Origin of the sequence: Nonomuraea sp. NPDC049480 (assembly GCF_044465905.1) — a bacterium.
Classification (GTDB): domain Bacteria; phylum Actinomycetota; class Actinomycetes; order Streptosporangiales; family Streptosporangiaceae; genus Nonomuraea.
Map to the genome: position 1 here is coordinate 15,513 of NZ_JBITMD010000030.1, position 19,350 is coordinate 34,862.

Below are 19,350 nucleotides of genomic sequence, written 5' to 3' on the forward strand. Positions count from 1 at the left end.
GCGGGAAATTGGGGTGAGGTTCCGGCGGCGCTGGTGCAGAGTTGACGGCGTGATGTCCAATTTTGTACCTGGTATTGAGTTGTCGCGAGCCTTCTACCACGAGGTCGTGGCCCCGTTGGTGCCGCGGGTTCCGCACAGTGCCGCGTTGATCGGGCCCGGGTCGGAGGTGCTGGCGTTCGACACCGCGCGCTCGGCCGATCATGACTGGGGGCCGCGGGTGCTGGTGTTCGTGGCGGCCGGCGAGGTGGCCGAGGTGGAGGCGAAGGTGACGGCGGGGTTGCCGGAGCGGTTCCAGGGGCTGCCGACGGTGTTCGGCTACCACGGCGAGGTGCGGCCCGGGGTGGCGGTGACCGAGCTGGGCGGCTGGCTGGTGGAGCGGCTGGGGTTCGACCCGCGGGCGGGGGTGTCGCTGCTGGACTGGCTGTCGGTGCCGTGGCAGCGCCTGGCCGAGGTGACGGGCGGTGAGGTGTTCCACGACGGCACGGGCGGGCTGGAGGCGGCCAGGGCGGCTCTCAAGTGGTATCCGCAGGACGTGTGGCGGTATGTGCTGGCCTGCCAGTGGCGGCGCATCGCTGAGGACGAGCCGTTCCCGGGCCGGTGCGCCGAGGTGGGCGACGAGCTGGGTTCGGCCGTGCTGGGGGCGCGGATGGCCCGGGAGGTGATGCGGCTGGCGCTGTTGCTGCGGCGCCGCTATCCGCCGTACGCCAAATGGCTGGGCAGCGCGCTGGCGCGCTTGCCGGGCTCGGCGGAGCTGGGGGAGTGCCTGGGGTCGGCGGTGGGGGCGCGGTCATGGCGGGCGCGGGAGGAGGGGTTGTCGGCGGCGTACGGGCGGCTGGCGGCGCTGCAGAACCGGGTGGCGCTGGCCGAGCGGCTGGATGAGGGGGTGCGGGGGTTTTTCGACCGGCCGTTCCAGGTGATCGGCGGGGACCGGTTCGCAGAGGCGCTGATGGCGTCGGTGGCCGATCCGGTGGTCAGGGGGTTGCCGGTGGCGGGGTGTGTGGATCAGCTGTCGGATTCGACGCATCTGCTGACGGTCCCGGGGCGGGCGCGGGCGGTGACGGCTGCCGCGCTGGGCCTCACCGCCTGAGTTGATCTACTTTGTAAAGGCCGTGAGTTCAGACGCGATTTCTTCGACCCTTATACGCCAGGCAGCGACGGCCGAGGCGCCGCCGGTGTGGGTGACGATGAGGCGTGCGCCCTGGCCGGTGCCTTCGGCGAGTTCCCAGCGGACCGTGCCGCCCGGGGTGGGGTATTCGAGGAGTTTGGCGGTCTCGGTGCGGGTGACGGGGCCGGCTTCGACGCCGGTGGTGGTGAAGGGGGCGGGCGGGGTGTGGCCGGGGGTGGCCTGGTCGCCGCCGAGGTGCTGCCAGACGTCGTCGGCGGGGCGGGTGAGCTGGCGTTCGAGGCGGAGGTCGTCGCCGTCGACGGTGGCGGGGTCGAGGCCGAGGATGTGGATGTAGTCGTCGTGGAGGCGGGCCATGGCGGCGGGGTCGTGGTGGAAGGTCCGGCCGTCGAGGTGGGCGAGCATGGCGAGGATGCAGGTGTGCCAGCCGCTGGTGAAGCTGGCGGCGCCGTGGCGGTCGGTGAAGGTGTGGGTGAAGGTGAGCAGTGTGCCGTGGGGGCCGTCGGGCTGGAGTTCCCAGAGGAGGTGGTCGTCGCCCCAGGTGTGGGCGAAGACGTGGGGTGGGTCGTTGTGGGTGATGTGGCCGTCGGGGCCGAAGCCGTAGGTGATGTGGTCGCCGTCGATGGTGACGTCGGCGGGGAACCAGGCGGCGAGGTGCTGGGGCTGGGTGATGGCGCGCCAGACTTTTGCGGGTGGGTGGGGGAGGCGGCGTTGCATGCGGACGGTGGTGCGGCCGTCGGGGTGGAGGGTGAGGGTTTCGTTCATTGGTCGTCGTCCATGGTGTCGAGGTGGGTGGCGAGTTTGTCGAGGCTGTGGTTCCAGAGTTTGCGGTAGGGGGTGAGCCAGGCGTCGATTTCGGCGAGGGGGGCGGGGCGGAGTTCGTAGAAGCGGCGTTGGGCGTCTTTGCGGACGGTGACGAGTCCGGCTTCGCGGAGGGCGCGCAGGTGTTTGGAGGTGCCGGGTTGGGTGAGGCCGAGGTGGGCGGTGAGTTCGGCGACGTGGCGGGGGCGTTCGAGGAGGAGGTCGAGGATGTGGCGTCGGGCGGGTTCTGTCAGCACGTCGAAGCGCATGCCGGTGAATATACCGGACTGCGTATATGCCTTCAAGGGCATGTATCGGGGGCCCGCGCAGTTGCACGAGTGCACCAGGACCCCGGGCACGTGTCCCGGTGTGCCCCATCAGGCGTCGCGCAACTCCGGGTCGGTGTCCGGGCCCAGGGTGGCGCCTTGTTCGAATCCGGCGTCGAAGCCCGCTTGTCCCAGTACCGCCTGCAGCGCCGCGGTGATCCGGTCCACGTCACCGCGCTCGGCCGCCGGCAGCGGCGCGCCCACCGAGGTGCGGGCCGCGGACGCCGCGCCGAGCAGGTGCGCGGCCCGCACGGGGTGACCGGCGAGGGCCCGCGCCCCGGCGAGCCCCTCCAAGGCCAGGGCGAGCGCCCGCGGATCGCCGGTGTCCTGGGCCGCGGCCAGCCCTTCCAGGTGCAGCGCCAGCGCCGTCTCCGCATCTCCGCGCAGCTCTGCGACGAAGCCGAGCTCGGCCAGGATCAGCGCCGATCCGTACTCCGCGTCGAACTGCCGATTCCACTCCAGCCAGCGGCGTAGGTACGACTCGGCTCGGTCGAGCCGTCCCTGCCGGCGCGCCCCCAGGGCGAGCCCGATCTCGGCGAACTCCTCGGCCGGCTTGTCTCCCTGCTCGACGGCAAGGCGTCGGGCCTGCTCGTGGAACTCCTCGGCCCTGGCGTGGTCGCCGGTCAACAGGGTGATCCTGCCGAGCTCGGACCAGCGCATCGAGGCGTCGGTCCACAGCCCCAGATCCTCGGCTATCGTCAGCCCCTCCTGGTGCAGGCGAGCGGCCTGCGGATAGTCGCCCTGGATCTCCGCGAGCCGCCCTAGCACGGCTGTCGCCTGCAGCTGTCCCCACCGGTCGCCGGCCTCGTGGAAGAGCTCGAGACTCTCCTCTCCCTCGCGCCGGGAGGCTTCCAGATCGCCGCGCACGTACGTCTGCATGCCCCGGGTGCTGAGTCCGGCGGCGAGTGCCCAGCGGTCGCCGCGCGCACGGGAGTCGGTCAGCACCCGGTTCAGCAACTCCTCGCCCACCGCGAAGTCACCGAACCGGGTGACCGCGAAAGCGAGCAGCCAGCCCGCTCTGGTCCGTTCGTGCGGGTCGCGGATGCCCTCGTAGACCTCGAGGACGGCCCGGCTGCGGCGTGCCGGTCCGTCCGGCGCGCCGGATAGCAGGCTCATCCCGGTTTGCCAGGCCACGGTCCCCGACCGGTGCGGCACCCGACGGGCCGCGGGGTCGGCCGTGCCCTCACCGCATCCGGGGGGATCCTCCGGCAGGGCGAGGGCCAGGGTGAGGTAGCGCTTGGCCTCGGTGAGGCGGCCGCGCAGGAACCAATACCAGGCCATCGCGTGGACAAGCCGGCGCATCAGGCGACCGTCGCCGTCCGCGGCGGCGCTGTCCAGTGTGCTGCGGATGTTGGCGGTCTCGGCGTCCAGGCGCCGCAGCCAGTGCTGCTGGTCGGCGCCGCGGAGAAACGAGTCGGCTTGCTCGGCGAAGTCCACGTAATAGTGTGTGTGGGCGCGCCGTACCCGCTCGTACTCGGTTTCCCGCAGCCGGTCCAGGAGGTATGCCGAGACCGTCTCGAGCAGCCGGTACCGGGTGCCGTCGGCCTCGTGGGCGACCAGCACGAGGGAGCGGTCGACCAGACGGGTCAGCAAGTCCAGGACCTCGGCGGGCTTCACACCGGCACCGGCGCAGACGGCCTCGGCGGCCTCCAGGGTGCAGCCATCGGAGTGGACGGCGAGTCGGCGCAGCACCGCCTGCTCGGCTGCGGTGAGCAGTTCCCAGCTCCAGTCGATCATCGCGCGCAAGGTCTGCTGCCGCGCCGGGGCCCCTCGACGGCCGCCGGTGAGCAGCCGGAACCGGTCGTCAAGACGCCTGGCCAGCTCACGCACGCCAAGGACGCGTACCCGGGTCGATGCCAGTTCCAGGGCCAGCGGAATCCCGTCGAGCCGGCGGCAGATGGAGGCGACCGCACGAGCGTTGTCGTCGGAGAGGGCGAAGCCGGGCGAGGCCGCCACAGCACGTTCGAGGAACAACTGCACCGCGCTCGATGTACGCAGCACCGCCTGGTCGGCCGAGTCCGCGGGCAGATCAAGCGGTGATACCGGCCACACGTGCTCGCCCAAGATGCCCAGTGGTTCCTGGCTGGTGGCGAGAATCCGTACGTCCGGGGCGTCCCGCAGCAGCGCCTGGGCCAGGCTCGCGGCGGCCTCGATGACGTGCTCGCAGTTGTCCAGGACCAGCAGCAGGCGCTGGGGGCGGAGCGCGTCGGACAGGCGGTCGAGCAGCGTGCGTGGCCGTCTGCCCGGCAGCGGGCCAGGACTGGCGTCGTCTCGGACTCCCAGCGTCGCGGCCACCACTTCGGCCAGTTCATCGCCCGTGAGCGCGGCACCGGTCTCGGTGAAGGCGTGCGCGGCCAGTTCCACCAGCCAGACACCGTCTGTGTAGGAACGGGTCAGGCCGGAGGCCACCTCTACCGCCAGGCGCGTCTTGCCGACCCCGCCGGGCCCCGTCAACGTCACCAGGCGGCCCGCTGTGATCAGGGCGCGAACCTCCTCCAAAGAGTCCGACCGCCCGATCAGGCCGGTGGCCGGGGTGGGCAGGTTGGTGTGGCGGCGTGGGGCGGGCGCGGGTGCCGGGATGGCCTGCAGGGCCGGGTCCTGCTGCAGGATCTCCCGTTGCAGGGCGGCCAGTTCAGTACCCGGCTCAAGGCCCAGTTCCTCCTCCAGGCGGCGGCGGAGATCCTGATAGCTGTCCAGGGCCTCGCTGGCCCGGCCCGCGCCGTACAGGGCCCGCATATGGGCCGCGCGCAGCCGCTCCCGGAGCGGGTGGCGGTTCGTCAAGTCGCCGAGCTCCCCGGCGAGAAGACCGTGGTCGCCCAGCTCGAGGCGGGCCTCGGCCTGTTCTTCGTGGGCCAGCAGGCGCTGCTCCTCCAAGCGCGTGATGGCCGCGCGCGCGAAGTCCTCGTCGATGAAGTCGGCGAAGGCGGGGCCGCGCCACAACGCGAGCGCCTCGGTGAGCAGTTCGGCACGCTGGCGGGGGTCGGCGGCGGCACGGGCGCGTGCGGTGAGCGCGGTGAACCGGCTCGCGTCCACGGCCTCGTCCGCCACTTCGAGGACGTAGCCGAGGGCCCGGTGCACCACGAGGCCTTGTTCCCCGGGCTGTCCCCCGGACTGGGCAAGCACCCGCCGCAGCCGCGACACCAGGGTCTGCAGGGCGCCCGTGGGGTTCGCCGGCGGTGCGTCGCCCCACAGTTGGTGTGCGAGCCGGTCGGCGGAGACCACCTGCCCCGGAGCCGTCAGCAGGGCGGCGAGCAGTGAGCGGACTTTCGACTCCGGTACCGCCACGAGTTCACCGTCCGCCGACCAGACGGCAAGTGGACCCAGCACCCCGAAACGCATGGAAACACCGTACGGCCACGTGGTCATTGCCTGGTGTGTCAGCGCATCGCAAGCAGACCGACAGAAGACCGCGAGTCCGGGCCCGCACTCTGTGTGTGCCGGTCGGAACCGGCGCATCACACGCATCTCGCACGCTGTTTGAGCAGGGAGTCAATGATGAGCAAGTTCGCAGGCAAGAAGGCCGTCGTCACGGGCGGTACCCACGGAATGGGCCTGGCCATTGTCAAGGCGCTCCTGGACGGCGGGGCCGAGGTCGTCCTCACGGGCCGCAACGAGATGAAGATCGAACAGGCGCGCACGGAGCTGAAGCCGGACGCCGCGCTCGTCGTACGCTCCGACGCGGCGAGCATGGCCGACATCCGCGCCCTCGCCGACACCGTGCAGGACGAGCTCGGCCGGATCGACTACCTGTTCGTCAATCACGGCATCGCCGAGGTGCAGACGCTCGAGGAGGTCACCGAGGACTCCTGGGACCGGCACTTCGCCGTCAATGCCAAAGGCGCCTTCTTCACGGTGCAGAGTCTGTCACCGCTGATCAACGACGGCGGGGCGATCGTCTTCACCACCGTCGCCAACGACCTGATCTTCCCCGGGCTGAGCGCCTACTCCGGCTCCAAGGAAGCGGTGCGCGCGATCTCCCACGTCCTGGCGGCCGAGTTCCTGCCTCGCAAGATCCGTGTCAACTCCGTCGCCCCGGGCTACATCAAGACCCCGACCATGGGCGTCGCCGGACTGACCGAGGAAGAACGTCGCGAGTTCGAGAGGCAGGGAAGCGAGACCACTCCGCTGAGGCGCAACGGCACCGTCGAGGAGGTCGCCGCGGCCGCGCTCTTCCTGGCCGCCGACGCGACCTTCACCACCAATGTCGAATTCCCGGTCGACGGCGGGTTCGCCCAGGGCCTCGGCAGCGCGCACTGAGGCGAGCACCGCTTGCCCGGCAGCCGTCCCGCCCGTGTGCGGGGCGGCTTGCCGAGGGGCGGACGCAGATCTTTCCATGCCTGTTCAACGGAAGAGTCGCACAGATGATCACACGACCCTCCACCGCTCAGCGGTACGCGGCTTCGCGCATCGGACGCCGCTTCGTACCCACGACGTCAGGTGCGACCGCCCAGGGCATCACCGCGGGAGGCCACTGATGTGGGACGACGCCGCCGACAGCCCCGATCCCTCGGTCGCCGAACATGTCCGCCGCTACCTGGCCACGGACGGCCGTGACGGTTACCTGGAAGGAGGGGTGACCAACCTCGTTCTCACCGTCAAGGGCAGGAAGTCGGGCCGGTGGCTGCGCACGGGGCTGTTCTTCGGCGAGGACGACGGCCGCTACGTTCTGATCGCGTCCGGCTCGGCCGTGACGCACACGCACCCCGCGTGGTACCTCAACGTGGTGGCCGACCCGGAGGTCGGCGTGCAGATCCTCGGCGAGCGGTTCACCGCCCGAGCGCGTACCGCCGAAGGGCCGGAGCGGGAGCGGCTCTGGCGCATGATGAGCGAGCTCGCGCCGGTCTACCGGACTTATGAGGCCAGGAGCCGCAGGCGGATTCCCGTGGTCGTTCTGGAGCGCATGTGACCGAGCCGGGCCGGCGGCACCCGCGCGGGCCGGCTCATCGGCGGCGGGCGTTGGCGTGGATGGCCTGGCGTAGGTAGCCGGCCAGGCCGGGGGCCAGGGCGTCGAAGGTGGCGGTGAAGCGGGGGTCGTCGACGTACAGGTCGCCGAGGCCGCGGTGGATGTCGTGGGTGCAGTCGTAGAACCAGCGGGTGATGTGGCCGCGGTGGCGTTCGGCGAGGTTCATGGCGTGCTCGCCGTCGGCGGGCAGGCCGGCTTTGTAGGCGGCGATGAGGTCGTCGCTGATGGTGGCGGCTTCGGCTTTGAGTTCGAGCCAGTCGGCTTTGGTGTAGGAGGCGACGCGGCGGCGGCTTTCGGCGTATTCGCGGGTGCCGCCCCAGCGGCGTGCGACTTCGGCGTCGTGGTCTTCGGGCCGGAAGTCGCCGAAGATCTCGAAGCGTTCTTCGGGGGTGAGGGTGAGGCCGGCGGTGCGGGCCTGCATGGCGCGTTCGACGGCGGCGATGACCTTGTCGAGGTGCTGGGCGCGGTGGGTGAGGAGTTCGTGCTGGCGGCGCAGGTGGGTGAGCTCGTCGGTGGCCGGTTCGTCGAGGATGACGGCGATCTCCTCAAGGGGGAAGCCGAGTTCGCGGTACAGGAGGATGTGCTGCAGGCGGACGAGGTCGGCGTCGGTGTAGCGGCGGTAGCCGGCGTGGGTGCGCTGGCCGGGGGTGAGCAGGCCGATCTCGTCGTAGTGGTGCAGGGTGCGTACGGTGATGCCGGCGAGCCTGGCGACCTGCCCTACGGAGAAGCTCATGGTCTCTACGATGCACTCTGACGTGGCGTGAGGGTCAAGCTGGACTCTCCCCTTGCGGGAGGGGCCATGCTGGGGGCGTGGAAGAGGATCTGCTGCCGATCGGGCAGTTCGCGCGGCTGGGCCGGTTGAGTGTCAAGCAGTTGCGGCACTACGACGAGCTGGGGTTGTTGCGGCCGGCCTATGTGGACGCGGAGACGGGTTACCGGTATTACCGGGCGTCGCAGGCTCGGGCGGCGTTGTCGATCGGGTTGCTGCGGTCGCTGGATGTGCCGTTGCCGGTGGTGGCCGAGGTGCTGTCGGGTGCTTCGGGGGCGCTGGAGGCGGTACGGGACGGGCTGGAGGCCGAGCTGGCGCGGCGGCGGCGGACGCTGGCGTCGCTGGAGCGGGTGATGGCCGGAGGGTTGCCGTCGGCTCAGGTCCGGGTGGTGGCCGAGCCGTCGTGCCGGGTGGCGGTGGTGCGGGAGCGGGCGGCGGGTCCGGAGGACATCGGGCGGGCCACGTCGGCGGCTGTGGGGCGGCTGGTGGGTGGTTGGCGCGGCGGCGTGGATGCGGGGGGCGTGGTTGCCGGCGGTCCGGTGGCGCCGGTGCGGCTGGTCGGGTTGTTCCCGGCGGATCTGGGCGAGGTGTTCGATGTGGCCGTCGCCTTGGTGCTGGGCGAGGGTGAGTGGGAGGTGGGCGGGGGAGCGGTGGTCGAGGTGCTGCCGGGTGGCCGGTTCGCGTGCGCCACCCATGTCGGCCCGTACGACCAGATTTCTCTGACCGCGCATGCCGTGCTGGCCTGGTGTGCCGAGCGGCGTCGTCCGGTGCGCGGCCCGATTCGCGAGGTGTATGTGTCGGATCCGGCCGTCACTTCGCCTGACCAGCTGGTTACTCACGTGATGATCTGTTTGGAGGAGGAGTCATGAGCGCGGTTGTGGCCACGTACGGTCCGGTGACCTGCCTGAGCGTCTCGGGGATGGGGGAGCCGGGTGGTGTGGAGCACTCTGCGGCGATCCGGGCCCTGTACGCCGTCGCCTCGGGCATGGGTGGTCCTGCGGGCCCGCTGGAGGGTTTGTGGTGGGTGGAGGACGAGCGGCACGGGCTGGAGGTGCCGAGGGAGTTGTGGCGGTGGCATCTGCTGCTGCCGGCGGCGCGGGTGGCGCAGGCGGGCGCGCTGGAGCGGGCGCGGGAGGCGGCGCGGTCGTCGGGGGCTGCGGTGGATCGGGTGCGGGTGGTGACGTTCACCGAGGGTGAGTGCGTGGAGGTGGTGCACGCGGGTCCGTTCAGTGAGGAGTATGTGTCGCTGAAGGTGATGGAGGAGTTCATGGCCGAGCGGGGGCTGGTGGCGAACGGGCCGCATCACGAGGTGTATCTGACGGCGCTGGATGATCCGGAGCCGCGGACGGTGTTGCGGCAGCCGGTGCGGCCGGCGGGCCGGTGAGGTGAGGGGCAGGGGCCGTCCCGGGGTGGGGCGGCCCCTGCCTACGTATCCCGACATAGGTACATATATGGGGATTTCTCACCTCTGTCGGGGGGTGGTGGTGGAGGCATGCTGATGGGGTGACCTCGCGAGGGGCGGGGGAGCGAAACGATCGAGAGGTCGCAGTCATGTGCCAGCATCTGCCTCCATGTCCGTCAGCGGACGCCGTCGGCCGCGAGGCCGCGCGCCTGGTGGCCTACCACCCCGAGCAGGGATGGGGCCTGCTGTGCAACGGGGTGGTCTTCTTCGATGACACCGGTGAGCTGCTGCCGGACGGGCGCAGTGTCGTCCCGTCGCCGGTCTTGATGGCCGCGGCGGCGGCGTGAGCCCCGCCGGGCTGCCGATCGGCGAGCCCGCGCACGTGCTCGCGTCCGGCCGGGGCATGGCGGTGTGGTTCGGGTTGCCGGTGCCGGCCGCCGTGGATGCGTGAGTTTCCCCTGCTCACGCGCTCAGGCGAGTCTGCCGGCCCGGTAGCCGGCCGCCCGGGCCCGGCGTGGACTCCCCCTCGAGGTCCGCGCCGGGCCGCTTCGTGCCGGGTCAAGGCCGGTTCGCGGCACGACCATGCGAGAGAAAAATCTTCCTGTGGGTTTTTGACGCGAACTGCCCTAGATAACGGGCTGGACATAACCTGGGGTCGAGGACGAGGTAGCGGCGCAATGGTGACCCGCCGGCCACGTCGCGCGAGGCCCAATGACCATGGTGACGACCAGTGCCTCCCGGGGGCAGCCGAGCGGCAGCCTGCCGGCCGAGGCGACGAGCTTCGTAGGGCGTCGGCACGAGGTGGCCGAGGTCAGGCAACTGCTGTCCGCCTCCAGGGCGGTCACGCTGACCGGCCCGGGCGGGGTGGGCAAGACCCGGCTGGCGCTGCGGGTCGGCCACGAGGTGCGGCGCGCCTTCCGCGACGGCGTCTGGCTGGTGGAGCTGGAGGCGCTGGAAAGTCCCGGCATGCTGGCCGAGGCGGTGGCCGAGGCCCTGCAGATCCGCGATCACAGCGCCGCGCCGCCGTTGAAGGTGGTGGCCGACCACTTGCGCGACAAGCAGGCGCTGGTGATCTTCGACAACTGCGAGCACCTGGTCGGCGAATGCGCGGTGCTGGCCGACATGCTTTTGCGTGCGGCCCCGGAGGTGCGCATTCTGGCCACCAGCCGCCATGTGCTCGGCATCGCCGGCGAGCACGCGGTCCCGGTGCCGACCCTGCCGCTGCCCGATGGTGCGGCGGGGCGGCCGCCGCTGGAGACGTTCGCGCAGTGGGACGCGGTGCGGCTGTTCACCGAGCGGGCTCGCGCGGTGTTGCCGTCGTTCGCCGTCACCGAGGACAACCGCGAGGTCGTCGACGGCATCATCCGCCGGTTGGACGGCCTGCCGCTGGGCATCGAGCTGGCCGCGGTGCGGCTGCGCGCCTTGTCGCCCCAGCAGCTCCTGGAGCGGCTGGACGACCGTTTCCGCCTGCTGACCGGTGGGTCGCGGGCGGTGCTGCCGCGCCATCAGACGCTGCGCGACCTGATCGACTGGAGTCACGCCCTATGTTCGGAGGAGGAACGGCTGCTATGGCATCGCGCCTCGGTGTTCGCCGGGAGTCTGGACCTGGAGGCGGCCGAGACGGTCTGCTCCGGGACCGGCATCGAGGTCGAGGACGTCCTCGACCTGGTGATCGGCCTGGTGGACAAGTCCGTGCTGATTCGAGAAGACCATCCGGACGGCGTCCGCTACCGGATGCTGGATACGCTGCGCCACTACGGCCGCGAGCGGCTGTCGGCCGGCGGGGAGGAGTCGGAGCTGCGGCGGCGGCATCGCGGTTATTACCGCGACCTGGCCGCCCGAGCCCGTGCGGAGATGTTCGGGCCCGCACAGGTGGCATGGTTCAACCGGCTGGAGCTGGAGCACGCCAATCTGCGCACCGCGCTGGAGGGGTGCTTTGCGACGCCGGACGGCGTCCGGGCCGGGCTGAGCATGGCCACCGATCTGCTGTATCACTGGATCACCAGTTATTACCTGGGTGAGGGCCGGGGCTGGCTGGAGCGGGGGCTGGCCGCCGGCACCTCACCGGACGACGTACGCGGCCGCGCGTTGTGGGCCGACGCCTGGCTGGCGATCATCCAGGCGGACGTCCCGGCGGCGGCCGCCCGGCTGGCCGACTGCCGGCGCATCGGTGACAGGCTCGCCGATGAGTCGATGCTCGGTTACGCGGATGTGTTCTCCGGCATGATCGCCATGGGGGAGGGGCGCGGTGAGGATGCGCTCGCCTGTCACGAGCAGGCTCTGGCCCGGCACCGCCGTTCGGGGGATCCGGCGGGGCTGGCGCTGTCGCTCATCCGGCTCTCGCTCGCCCGCTCCTTCCTGGGCCGGTCGGGGCCGGCCATCGCCGCGGCCGAGGAGTGCCTGGCGGTGTGCGACGCCCACGGGGAGGGCTGGCACAGGGCGTACTCGATGATGGCGCTGGGAGTGGAGGTGTGGCGGCAGGGGGACCTGCCGCGGGCCACGGAGCTGGAGCGGCACAGCCTCGCCTTCAACCGCTCGCTCGGCGACTGCATCGGGGTGGGGATCACGATCGAGGTGCTGGCCTGCATCGCCGCCGAGCAGGGCCAGTGGGAGCGGGCCGCGCTGCTGCTGGGCGTGCTGCGGACGGTGTGGGCGTGTGCGGGGGAGCCGCTGTCGGGGTACGGGCACCTGGCCGGCGCGCTGCATCGGGGCCTGCAGGACCGCCGTGACGAGTGGGAGGCGCGTACCCGGGAGGCGCTGGGGGAGGCGGCCTTCGCCGCGGCCGTCAGGCGTGGTGCCCGCCTGCCGTATGAGGAGGCGCTGGCCTACGCGCTGCAGGAGGAGCAGCCCGGCCAGGAGGTCGAGGAGGAGGAGCCCGCGCCGCTGACCCGGCGTGAGCGGGAGATCGCCCGGCTGGTCGCTCAGGGGTTGACGAACAAGGAGATCGCGGCGTCGCTGGTGATCGCTCAGCGGACGGCGGAGGGCCACATCGAGCACATCATGACCAAGCTGGGTTTCCACTCCCGGACCCAGATCGCGGCCTGGGTGCGTGAGCAGGCCCGCGGTGACGACGAGCCGCCCTTGTCCTGAGGGCTGTGGTGCGGTGTCAGTACGGCAGCCGCCGCCCGGACGGGGTCCGCAGGTCGAGGTCGTGGTGGCCGGTGCGGGGTTTCTTGGCGGGGCGGATCTGTATCCTGCGCACGGTGGGTGTCTCCCTTCGGTCGGCGTTCATGCCTGGGGCTCGATGCGGAGCTCGAACCACACGGCGTCGCCCGCGGTGCCCCAGCAGCACGCCAGGTGCTCCAGCTGGGCGTGGTCGCGGCCGCCCGGACCCTCGTGGGGGTGGGGGCGCTGCTCTTCGACCTCGCAGCGCAGCAGGCCGTCCTCGGCCGTCAGCGTGAGCTTGATCTTCGCGGCGCCGTGGCGTACGGCGTCGTCGATGAGCTGTCCGGCCAGGTGCCGGGCCGTGCCGGCTTGCGCGTCGAGCTGCCAGGCCGTCAGCCGGGCGGCGGTGAGCCGGCGTGCGGTGGGCACGGCGGAGGGCCGCGCCGACAGCGTCCACGTCACCGTGCGTTCCTCGCCTGTCCATCCGGTGCGGACGGCCAGGTCATGTCCCATGGCCAAGAGCCCGTTCCAGGACGGGAAGCGCCACGCGGACGGCAGGTCGCCTTGCGTTGGTTGGGTCTGACACATGGCTCCCACGTCGATCCTTTCCCCCGGTTGCGTGAGCATGTGTCCAGCATGTGTGACGCCCCTCACCGAGGTAACCGGGACAAACCCCCATTTCGGTACCTAGGTGGGATACGTACGTAGTGTCCGCCGCCCAGAAAAGGGAAAGGGCACACCCGGACATGCGCACGCTCATCGCGGGCAACATCGTCTCGCTCGACGGCTTCTTCACCGGGCCCGGTGGCGAGCTGGTCGCCCGCCGGGCTGACGGATCGGGCACCTGCGTCCTCGCACCCCCATCGCGGAGTGTTCGCCGCCCGTCAGGACGCCGGGAGGGCGGTCTTGAGGTGGGCGCCGGTCAGCGACCCGGGCGCCGACAGCAGACCTGCAGGAGGCCCCTCGTACAGCACCCGCCCTCCGTGCTTGCCGCCCCCGGGCCCAAGGTCGATCACCCAGTCGGCGCGTTTGATCACCTCCGGGTCGTGCTCGATGACGATGACGGTGTTGCCGGCGTCCACGATGCGGTCCAGCAGGCCGGCCAGGGTATCGACGTCGGACATGTGCAGCCCGGTGGTCGGCTCGTCCAGGATGTAGACGGCGCCGGTCCTGGACAGCTCGCCGGCCAGTTTCATGCGCTGGCGTTCGCCGCCGGACAGCGAGCTGGTGGGCTGGCCGAGGGTGAGGTAGCCGAGCCCGACGTCCACGAGGGTGCGCACGCGCCCGGCCACCGCGGGCTCGGTGAAGAAGGCGGCGGCCTCCTCGGCGGTCAGCGCGAGCACGTCGACGATGGTGCGGCCGCGCAGCCGGTGGCGCAGGGCCTCGGGGTTGTAGCGGCTGCCGCCGCACATCTCGCACACCGAGGTGACCGGGTCCATGAACGCCAGGTCGGTGTGGATGATGCCGCGTCCCTCGCACTGGGGGCAGGCGCCGGTGGAGTTGAAGCTGAACAGGCCGGCGTCCACGCCGGCCGCGCGGGCGAACAAGCGGCGGATCGGGTCGAGGACGCCGAGGTAGGAGGCGGGGTTGGAGCGGGCCGACACGCCGGCCGCGGCCTGGTCGACGACGACGGCGCCGGGGTGCTGCGCGGTGAACACCTCCCCGATGAGGGTGGATTTGCCTGATCCGGCGACGCCGGTGACGCAGGTGAGGACACCGGTCGGCACGTCCACGGTGAGGTCGCGCAGGTTGTGCAGGCGGGCGCCGGTGATCGTGAGCCGGCCCGCGGGGCGGCGGACGGCGGTCTTGAGGGGGCTGCGGCGCCGCAGGTGGCGGCCGGTGAGGGTGCCCGAGCGGGTCAGTTCCGCGACCGTGCCCTGGAAGACGACGTGCCCGCCGTGCGTGCCGGCGCCGGGCCCGAGGTCGACGACGTGGTCGGCGACGGCGATGACGTCGGGGTCGTGCTCGACCACGAGCACCGTGTTGCCCTTGTCGCGCAGGGCCAGCAGCAGCTGGTTGAGGCGGCCGACGTCGCCGGGGTGCAGGCCGGCGCTGGGCTCGTCGAAGATGTAGGTCATGCCGGTCAGGCTCGAGCCCAGGTGGCGCACGGTCTTGAGCCGCTGCGCCTCGCCGCCGGAGACGGTGGAGGTCTCCCGGTCCAGGCTGAGGTAGCCGAGCCCGATCTGCTCCACCCGCCGCAGGGCCCGCACGGCGGCGTCGGCGACCGGGTTGCCCAGCCGCGACAGCACGGCGATGAGGTCGGTGATCTCCATGGCGGCGTGGTCGGCGATGGTGTGCGGGCCGATCCTGGTGGCCAGCGCGGCCTGGTTGAGCCGGGCGCCGTGGCACAGCGGGCACACGCCCTCGGCGACGAACTCCAGCACGGCGCGGCGGGTCTTGTCGGCCAGGCCGGACAGGTCGCGTTTGAGGTAGAGGCGGGTGAACCGGTCGGCGACGCCTTCGTAGGCGACGTTGTTGAGGGTGCCGTTCTTGCCGCGCACGCCGACGGTGAAGCCGCCGCCGTGCAGGAGCAGCTCGCGTTCGGCCGGGCTGTAGTCGCGTACGGGCTTGGCGGGGTCGAACGTGCCGGAGCGGGCGTAGATCTGCCACTGCCAGGTGCCGACGCCGAACAGCGGGAAGCGGATCGCGCCGTCGTCGAGGGACCTGTCCTCGTCGAGGAAGGCATCGAGGTCGAGGCGGACGGCGCGGCCGAGCCCGTCGCACTCGGGGCACATGCCGTGGGGGTCGTTGAAGGAGTAGGCGAAGGAATAGCCGGCGCTGGGGGTGCCGTAGCGGGAGAACAGGACCCGGATGATCGGCAGGATGTCGGTCATGGTGCCGACGGTGGAACGGGCGTTGCCGCCGACCGGCTTCTGGTCGACGACGATGGCGGCGCCGAGATTGTCGATGGCGTCGGCCTCGGGCTTTTCGTGTTTGGGCAGCCGGTTGCGGATGAACCAGGAGTAGGTCTCGTTCAGCTGGCGCTGGGATTCGGCCGCGACGGTGTCGAACACGACGGACGACTTGCCCGACCCGGACACGCCGGTGAAGACCACGAGTTTGTTCTTGGGGATGCGCAGGGACAGGTTCTTGAGGTTGTTCACCCGCGCCCCGCTGATCACGATGCTGTCGTCCATGCCGCCACGGTAGGGGAGCGGACCGACATTTTCCGTATGGTGTACGGCACGCTGTACGGCAGACCTCGGGGAGGGATTACAATACCGGTATTCCCATCCCCGGGGTATAGAGTGGGAGCCATGGTGCGACCTCCGCTGACCCCCCAGGAGCGGCTCCGCGGCGAGCAGCTCGGCCTCGTGCTGCGGCAGGCCCGCGGCGAACGCAGCATCGTCGAGGTCGCCGCCGCGGCCGGCATGTCCGCCGAGACCCTCCGCAAGATCGAGACCGGCCGGATCGCCACGCCCGCGTTCTTCACCATCGCGGCCCTGGCCGACGTGCTCGGCATCTCCCTCGACCACCTGGCCGCCCCACCTGACCGGGCCGCGGTCCCGCCGTCGTTCCGGGCGGCAGGGTGAGACGCGCGGCCGCTTCCGCCTGATCCCGCACGCCCGGCCCGGCCGGCAGCGAACCCCACCGAGGGCCGCCCGCCCTGACGCACCCGGGATTTCCGCTGCACGCGTCCACGCAGTGACATCGGCGCACGTGAATGTGCCGAATCCGGCCTACAGGCCATCCGGCTCACCGCCTCGCGGGGCGCTGCCTCAGCAGACCCGGGACGGCGCTCCCGCCCACCGGCTCAGACGAGAGTCAGCTGCGCCGCCTGCGGCTCGCCCCGCCGCGGCTCACCCGGGCCGCAGCCCATCCCGTACACCTGGCACAGCTGAGCGATCTGCCCGGTGATGCGACCCTCATAATCGGGCGACGGCAGCCCCGGACGGTCATACAGCTCCTCATAGCGGGCCACCAGCTGCGGATGCGCCTCCTGCAGCCACTCCACGTACCACCCGCGCGTGCCCGGAGGCAGCCGCAGCACCACCGGCTCCACCGCCCGCGCCCCCGCACCCGCGATCCGCCGCACCGTCGCCGCCAGCTGATCGGCCGCGTCACTCAGCAACGGCAGCACCGGCGCCATCAGCACCCGGCAGTCCACCCCCGCCTCCACCAGCGCCGAGACCAGCTCCAGCCGGGCCTGCGCCGTCGGCGCGCCCGGCTCGACCGCCCGCCGGATCCGCTCGTCGACGAACGCGATCGACACCGCCACCCGCGCCCCCGCCTGCGCCAGCAGCGCCGCGTCCCGCAACACCAGCGCGCCCTTGGTGTAGACGGTGAACGGCGCCCCCGCCTCCGCCAGCGCCCCGATCACCCCCGGCATCAGCCGGTAGGTCTCCTCCGCCGCCTGATAGCAGTCACCGCTGACCCCCACCGCCAGCTCCTCGCCGCCCCAGCGCGCCAGATCCGCCCGCAACCGCGTCACCGCGTTCGGCTTGACCACGATCCGCGTGTCGAAATCACGCCCGGCGTCCAACCCGAGCCGGCGATGCCCCGCGCGGGCGCCGCAGCCGCGGCAGGCATGGGCGCAGCCTCGGTAGGGGGAGACGGCCCACCGCTGGGCGATGCCCGCGGCCTGCGGCACCCGCTCGATCATCGTGCGGGCCTGCGTCTCGTAGAAGGCGCCGCGCACCACCGCCCGCCGCTCGATCAGCGGGCGCTCATCGGCGGCGTCAACAAGCGAAAGCGCGTCCCAACCCACACCCTCCAGTGGAACACGTATTCGACTCTGTTTTCAAGCAGTTCCGCCGACCCGGGGATCACGAACTCACATACCGATGCACCAACGCCGGCTCGCCCGCCGCGTTCAGCCACGCCGCCCGGCCGCTGCCCACCCTGCGCCAGCCCGACCGCTCATAGAACGCGATCGCCGCCGCACCCTCCGACGACACCTCCAGCTCCAGCGGCCCGCCCACCGCCGCACGCACCGCCGCCAGCAACCGCCCCGCCAGAGCGCCGCCACGCGCCGCCGGAACGACGAACAACCGGACCACCTCCACGCCCCGGGCCAGCCCCACATGCCCGGCCACGACGCCCCCCTCCACCGCGACCCACGCCCCCGTCAGACCCTGCGGGGTCAGCCACCCGCCGGGATCGCCCGGCCAGTCCACCGGGTAGCGGTCAGCGGCATGCACCAGGGCCAGCGCTTCCACACAGGCGTCCAGATCCTCACACACTCTCGGCCGGATGAGCATCCGGCCACCCTAACGCCCACGCCGCACCCGCAACGCCCGGGGGAGAGGCACCCCTCGATAAACTGGCACACTCGTACCACTTTCACTCCTGGGGGACCCCATGGCCTGGCTCCTGCTCACCCTCGCCATCACCTCAGAGGTCCTGGCCACCACCGCACTCAAACTCAGCAACGGCCTCACCCACCTCGGCTGGACCCTCGCCGTCGCCGCCGGCTACATCACCTCCTTCGCCCTCCTGGCCCAAGCACTCAAACTCCAGCTCGACATGGGCACCGCCTACGCCATCTGGGCCGGCGCCGGCACCGCCGCCATCGCCCTCATCGGCGCCGCCTTCATGGGGGAGACCCTCACCCCCCTCAAGATCGGCGGTATCCTGCTCATCATCGGTGGCGTCGTCGTCCTCAACCTCGCAGGTGGCCAGTGAACCCGCACCACGACCTCCCGGACCCGCCCCACCACACCGCCACCCAATCCCGCGGCCGCCGCCGCCGCGCCACCCTCCTGGCCGCCGCCGTCGCCCTGCTCACCGAAGGCGGATTCGCCTGCGTCACCCACCGCGCCGTCGCCCACCGAGCCCGCCTGCCGCTGGCCGCCACCACCTACTACTTCGCCTCCCGCGACCAGCTGCTCGCCGAAGCCTTCGCCCAGCTCGTCGAAACCGAACTGGCCACCACCCGCACCTGGCTCACCGGCCACGACCTCACCGCCCTGCCCGACCGCATCGCCACCGCCGACCGCGCCCGCCAGCTCGGCCTGTGGGAGCTGTACGTCCACGCCGGCCGCGACCCCGTCCTGCAGCAGATCGCCCGCCGCTGGACCGACGGCTGCATCGGCATCCTCGCCGACACCCTCCACCTGCCCGCCACCGACCTGCGCGTCCGCCTCGTCTACACCACCCTCTCCACCCTCTGGCTCGAACACGTCGTCGAACAACGCCCCCTCGACGAAGCCCGCCCCCTCCTCACCCTCGCCGTCGAAAACGCGTTGCGGGCCCCATAAGCCGTCCCTACACTTCCTGCGTGCTCCAGCCTCATCGGTGGCGTCGTCGTCCTCAACCTCGCAGGTGGCCAGTGAACCCGCACCACGACCTCCCGGACCCGCCCCACCACACCGCCACCCAATCCCGCGGCCGCCGCCGCCGCGCCACCCTCCTGGCCGCCGCCGTCGCCCTGCTCACCGAAGGCGGATTCGCCTGCGTCACCCACCGCGCCGTCGCCCACCGAGCCCGCCTGCCGCTGGCCGCCACCACCTACTACTTCGCCTCCCGCGACCAGCTGCTCGCCGAAGCCTTCGCCCAGCTCGTCGAAACCGAACTGGCCACCACCCGCACCTGGCTCACCGGCCACGACCTCACCGCCCTGCCCGACCGCATCGCCACCGCCGACCGCGCCCGCCAGCTCGGCCTGTGGGAGCTGTACGTCCACGCCGGCCGCGACCCCGTCCTGCAGCAGATCGCCCGCCGCTGGACCGACGGCTGCATCGGCATCCTCGCCGACACCCTCCACCTGCCCGCCACCGACCTGCGCGTCCGCCTCGTCTACACCACCCTCTCCACCCTCTGGCTCGAACACGTCGTCGAACAACGCCCCCTCGACGAAGCCCGCCCCCTCCTCACCCTCGCCGTCGAAAACGCGTTGCGGGCCCCATAAGCCGTCCCTAC

The 19,350-nt window shown here is 71.6% G+C and carries 19 protein-coding genes; 11 read left to right on the forward strand and 8 right to left on the reverse strand.

Translation table 11 applies throughout. The annotated features are described in order from the left end of the window. Window positions 1–106: 106 nt before the first annotated feature. Complete coding sequence (locus ACIBX3_RS50595) at window positions 107–1,087, forward strand: DUF4037 domain-containing protein (protein WP_397127911.1); 981 nt, start codon at window positions 107–109, stop codon at window positions 1,085–1,087. Between the two features lie 6 nt (window positions 1,088–1,093). Here the strand turns inward: ACIBX3_RS50595 and ACIBX3_RS50600 are convergent, their stop codons facing one another. The 3 genes from ACIBX3_RS50600 to ACIBX3_RS50610 all read right to left on the reverse strand — a co-directional run bounded on the left by ACIBX3_RS50600 (window position 1,094) and on the right by ACIBX3_RS50610 (window position 5,589). Beyond that, window positions 1,094–1,888 (reverse strand): SRPBCC domain-containing protein, encoded by a 795-nt coding sequence (locus ACIBX3_RS50600; protein WP_397127912.1) that lies wholly within the window; start codon window positions 1,886–1,888, stop codon window positions 1,094–1,096. Further along, on the reverse strand, window positions 1,885–2,193 hold the full coding sequence (locus ACIBX3_RS50605; RefSeq protein ID WP_397127913.1) for an ArsR/SmtB family transcription factor: 309 nt from the start codon (window positions 2,191–2,193) through the stop codon (window positions 1,885–1,887). Before ACIBX3_RS50605 ends, ACIBX3_RS50600 begins: the two co-directional genes overlap by 4 nt. 108 nt (window positions 2,194–2,301) lie before the next feature. Further along, window positions 2,302–5,589, reverse strand: coding sequence for an AfsR/SARP family transcriptional regulator (locus ACIBX3_RS50610; RefSeq protein WP_397127914.1), 3,288 nt, complete (start codon window positions 5,587–5,589; stop codon window positions 2,302–2,304). 156 nt (window positions 5,590–5,745) lie between these two features. Here ACIBX3_RS50610 and ACIBX3_RS50615 point away from each other — a divergent pair, with 156 nt between their 5' ends. Both ACIBX3_RS50615 and ACIBX3_RS50620 read left to right on the forward strand, forming a co-directional pair. Next, a complete protein-coding gene (locus ACIBX3_RS50615) occupies window positions 5,746–6,507 on the forward strand; it encodes an SDR family oxidoreductase (RefSeq protein ID WP_397127915.1) in 762 nt (253 codons plus the stop codon). 217 nt (window positions 6,508–6,724) lie between these two features. After that, window positions 6,725–7,156, forward strand: a complete 432-nt coding sequence (locus tag ACIBX3_RS50620) for a nitroreductase/quinone reductase family protein (protein ID WP_397127916.1) — start codon at window positions 6,725–6,727, stop codon at window positions 7,154–7,156. 34 nt (window positions 7,157–7,190) lie between these two features. Here the strand turns inward: ACIBX3_RS50620 and ACIBX3_RS50625 are convergent, their stop codons facing one another. Then, entirely contained in the window at window positions 7,191–7,946 is a 756-nt protein-coding gene (locus ACIBX3_RS50625) for a MerR family transcriptional regulator (protein ID WP_397127918.1), read from the reverse strand. A gap of 77 nt (window positions 7,947–8,023) precedes the next feature. Between ACIBX3_RS50625 and ACIBX3_RS50630 the strand changes: the two genes are divergently transcribed. From ACIBX3_RS50630 to ACIBX3_RS50645, 4 genes are all read left to right on the forward strand, one after another. After that, on the forward strand, window positions 8,024–8,851 hold the full coding sequence (locus tag ACIBX3_RS50630; RefSeq protein ID WP_397127919.1) for a MerR family transcriptional regulator: 828 nt from the start codon (window positions 8,024–8,026) through the stop codon (window positions 8,849–8,851). Further along, window positions 8,848–9,366 (forward strand): hypothetical protein, encoded by a 519-nt coding sequence (locus ACIBX3_RS50635; protein ID WP_397127920.1) that lies wholly within the window; start codon window positions 8,848–8,850, stop codon window positions 9,364–9,366. The genes ACIBX3_RS50630 and ACIBX3_RS50635 overlap by 4 nt, the downstream gene beginning before the upstream one ends. Window positions 9,367–9,533: 167 nt before the next feature. Next, window positions 9,534–9,731: a DUF5999 family protein gene (locus ACIBX3_RS50640; RefSeq protein ID WP_397127921.1), complete on the forward strand. Its 198-nt coding sequence runs from the start codon at window positions 9,534–9,536 to the stop codon at window positions 9,729–9,731. Between the two features lie 364 nt (window positions 9,732–10,095). After that, entirely contained in the window at window positions 10,096–12,474 is a 2,379-nt protein-coding gene (locus ACIBX3_RS50645) for an ATP-binding protein (protein ID WP_397127922.1), read from the forward strand. Window positions 12,475–12,612: 138 nt separating this feature from the next. On the opposite strand, the gene ACIBX3_RS50650 is transcribed toward ACIBX3_RS50645, so the two are convergent. Then, entirely contained in the window at window positions 12,613–13,002 is a 390-nt protein-coding gene (locus ACIBX3_RS50650; RefSeq protein ID WP_397127923.1) for a hypothetical protein, read from the reverse strand. 371 nt (window positions 13,003–13,373) lie between these two features. Further along, a complete protein-coding gene (locus tag ACIBX3_RS50655) occupies window positions 13,374–15,626 on the reverse strand; it encodes an ATP-binding cassette domain-containing protein (protein WP_397127924.1) in 2,253 nt (750 codons plus the stop codon). Between the two features lie 120 nt (window positions 15,627–15,746). Here ACIBX3_RS50655 and ACIBX3_RS50660 point away from each other — a divergent pair, with 120 nt between their 5' ends. Then, a complete protein-coding gene (locus ACIBX3_RS50660) occupies window positions 15,747–16,022 on the forward strand; it encodes a helix-turn-helix domain-containing protein (protein ID WP_397127925.1) in 276 nt (91 codons plus the stop codon). Window positions 16,023–16,243: 221 nt separating this feature from the next. Here ACIBX3_RS50660 and ACIBX3_RS50665 read toward each other — a convergent pair whose 3' ends face one another. Next, entirely contained in the window at window positions 16,244–17,197 is a 954-nt protein-coding gene (locus ACIBX3_RS50665) for a radical SAM protein (RefSeq protein ID WP_397127926.1), read from the reverse strand. Window positions 17,198–17,255: 58 nt separating this feature from the next. After that, window positions 17,256–17,690, reverse strand: coding sequence for a GNAT family N-acetyltransferase (locus ACIBX3_RS50670; protein WP_397127927.1), 435 nt, complete (start codon window positions 17,688–17,690; stop codon window positions 17,256–17,258). A gap of 100 nt (window positions 17,691–17,790) precedes the next feature. On the opposite strand from ACIBX3_RS50670, the gene ACIBX3_RS50675 reads away from it, so the two are divergent. The 3 genes from ACIBX3_RS50675 to ACIBX3_RS50685 all read left to right on the forward strand — a co-directional run bounded on the left by ACIBX3_RS50675 (window position 17,791) and on the right by ACIBX3_RS50685 (window position 19,339). Beyond that, window positions 17,791–18,114: a DMT family transporter gene (locus ACIBX3_RS50675; protein ID WP_397127928.1), complete on the forward strand. Its 324-nt coding sequence runs from the start codon at window positions 17,791–17,793 to the stop codon at window positions 18,112–18,114. Further along, a complete protein-coding gene (locus tag ACIBX3_RS50680) occupies window positions 18,111–18,689 on the forward strand; it encodes a TetR/AcrR family transcriptional regulator (protein ID WP_397127929.1) in 579 nt (192 codons plus the stop codon). The genes ACIBX3_RS50675 and ACIBX3_RS50680 overlap by 4 nt, the downstream gene beginning before the upstream one ends. 71 nt (window positions 18,690–18,760) lie before the next feature. Continuing rightward, the gene (locus ACIBX3_RS50685) at window positions 18,761–19,339 is read left to right on the forward strand and encodes a TetR/AcrR family transcriptional regulator (RefSeq protein WP_397127929.1); all 579 of its coding nucleotides are present in this window, start codon (window positions 18,761–18,763) and stop codon (window positions 19,337–19,339) included. Window positions 19,340–19,350 lie beyond the last annotated feature (11 nt).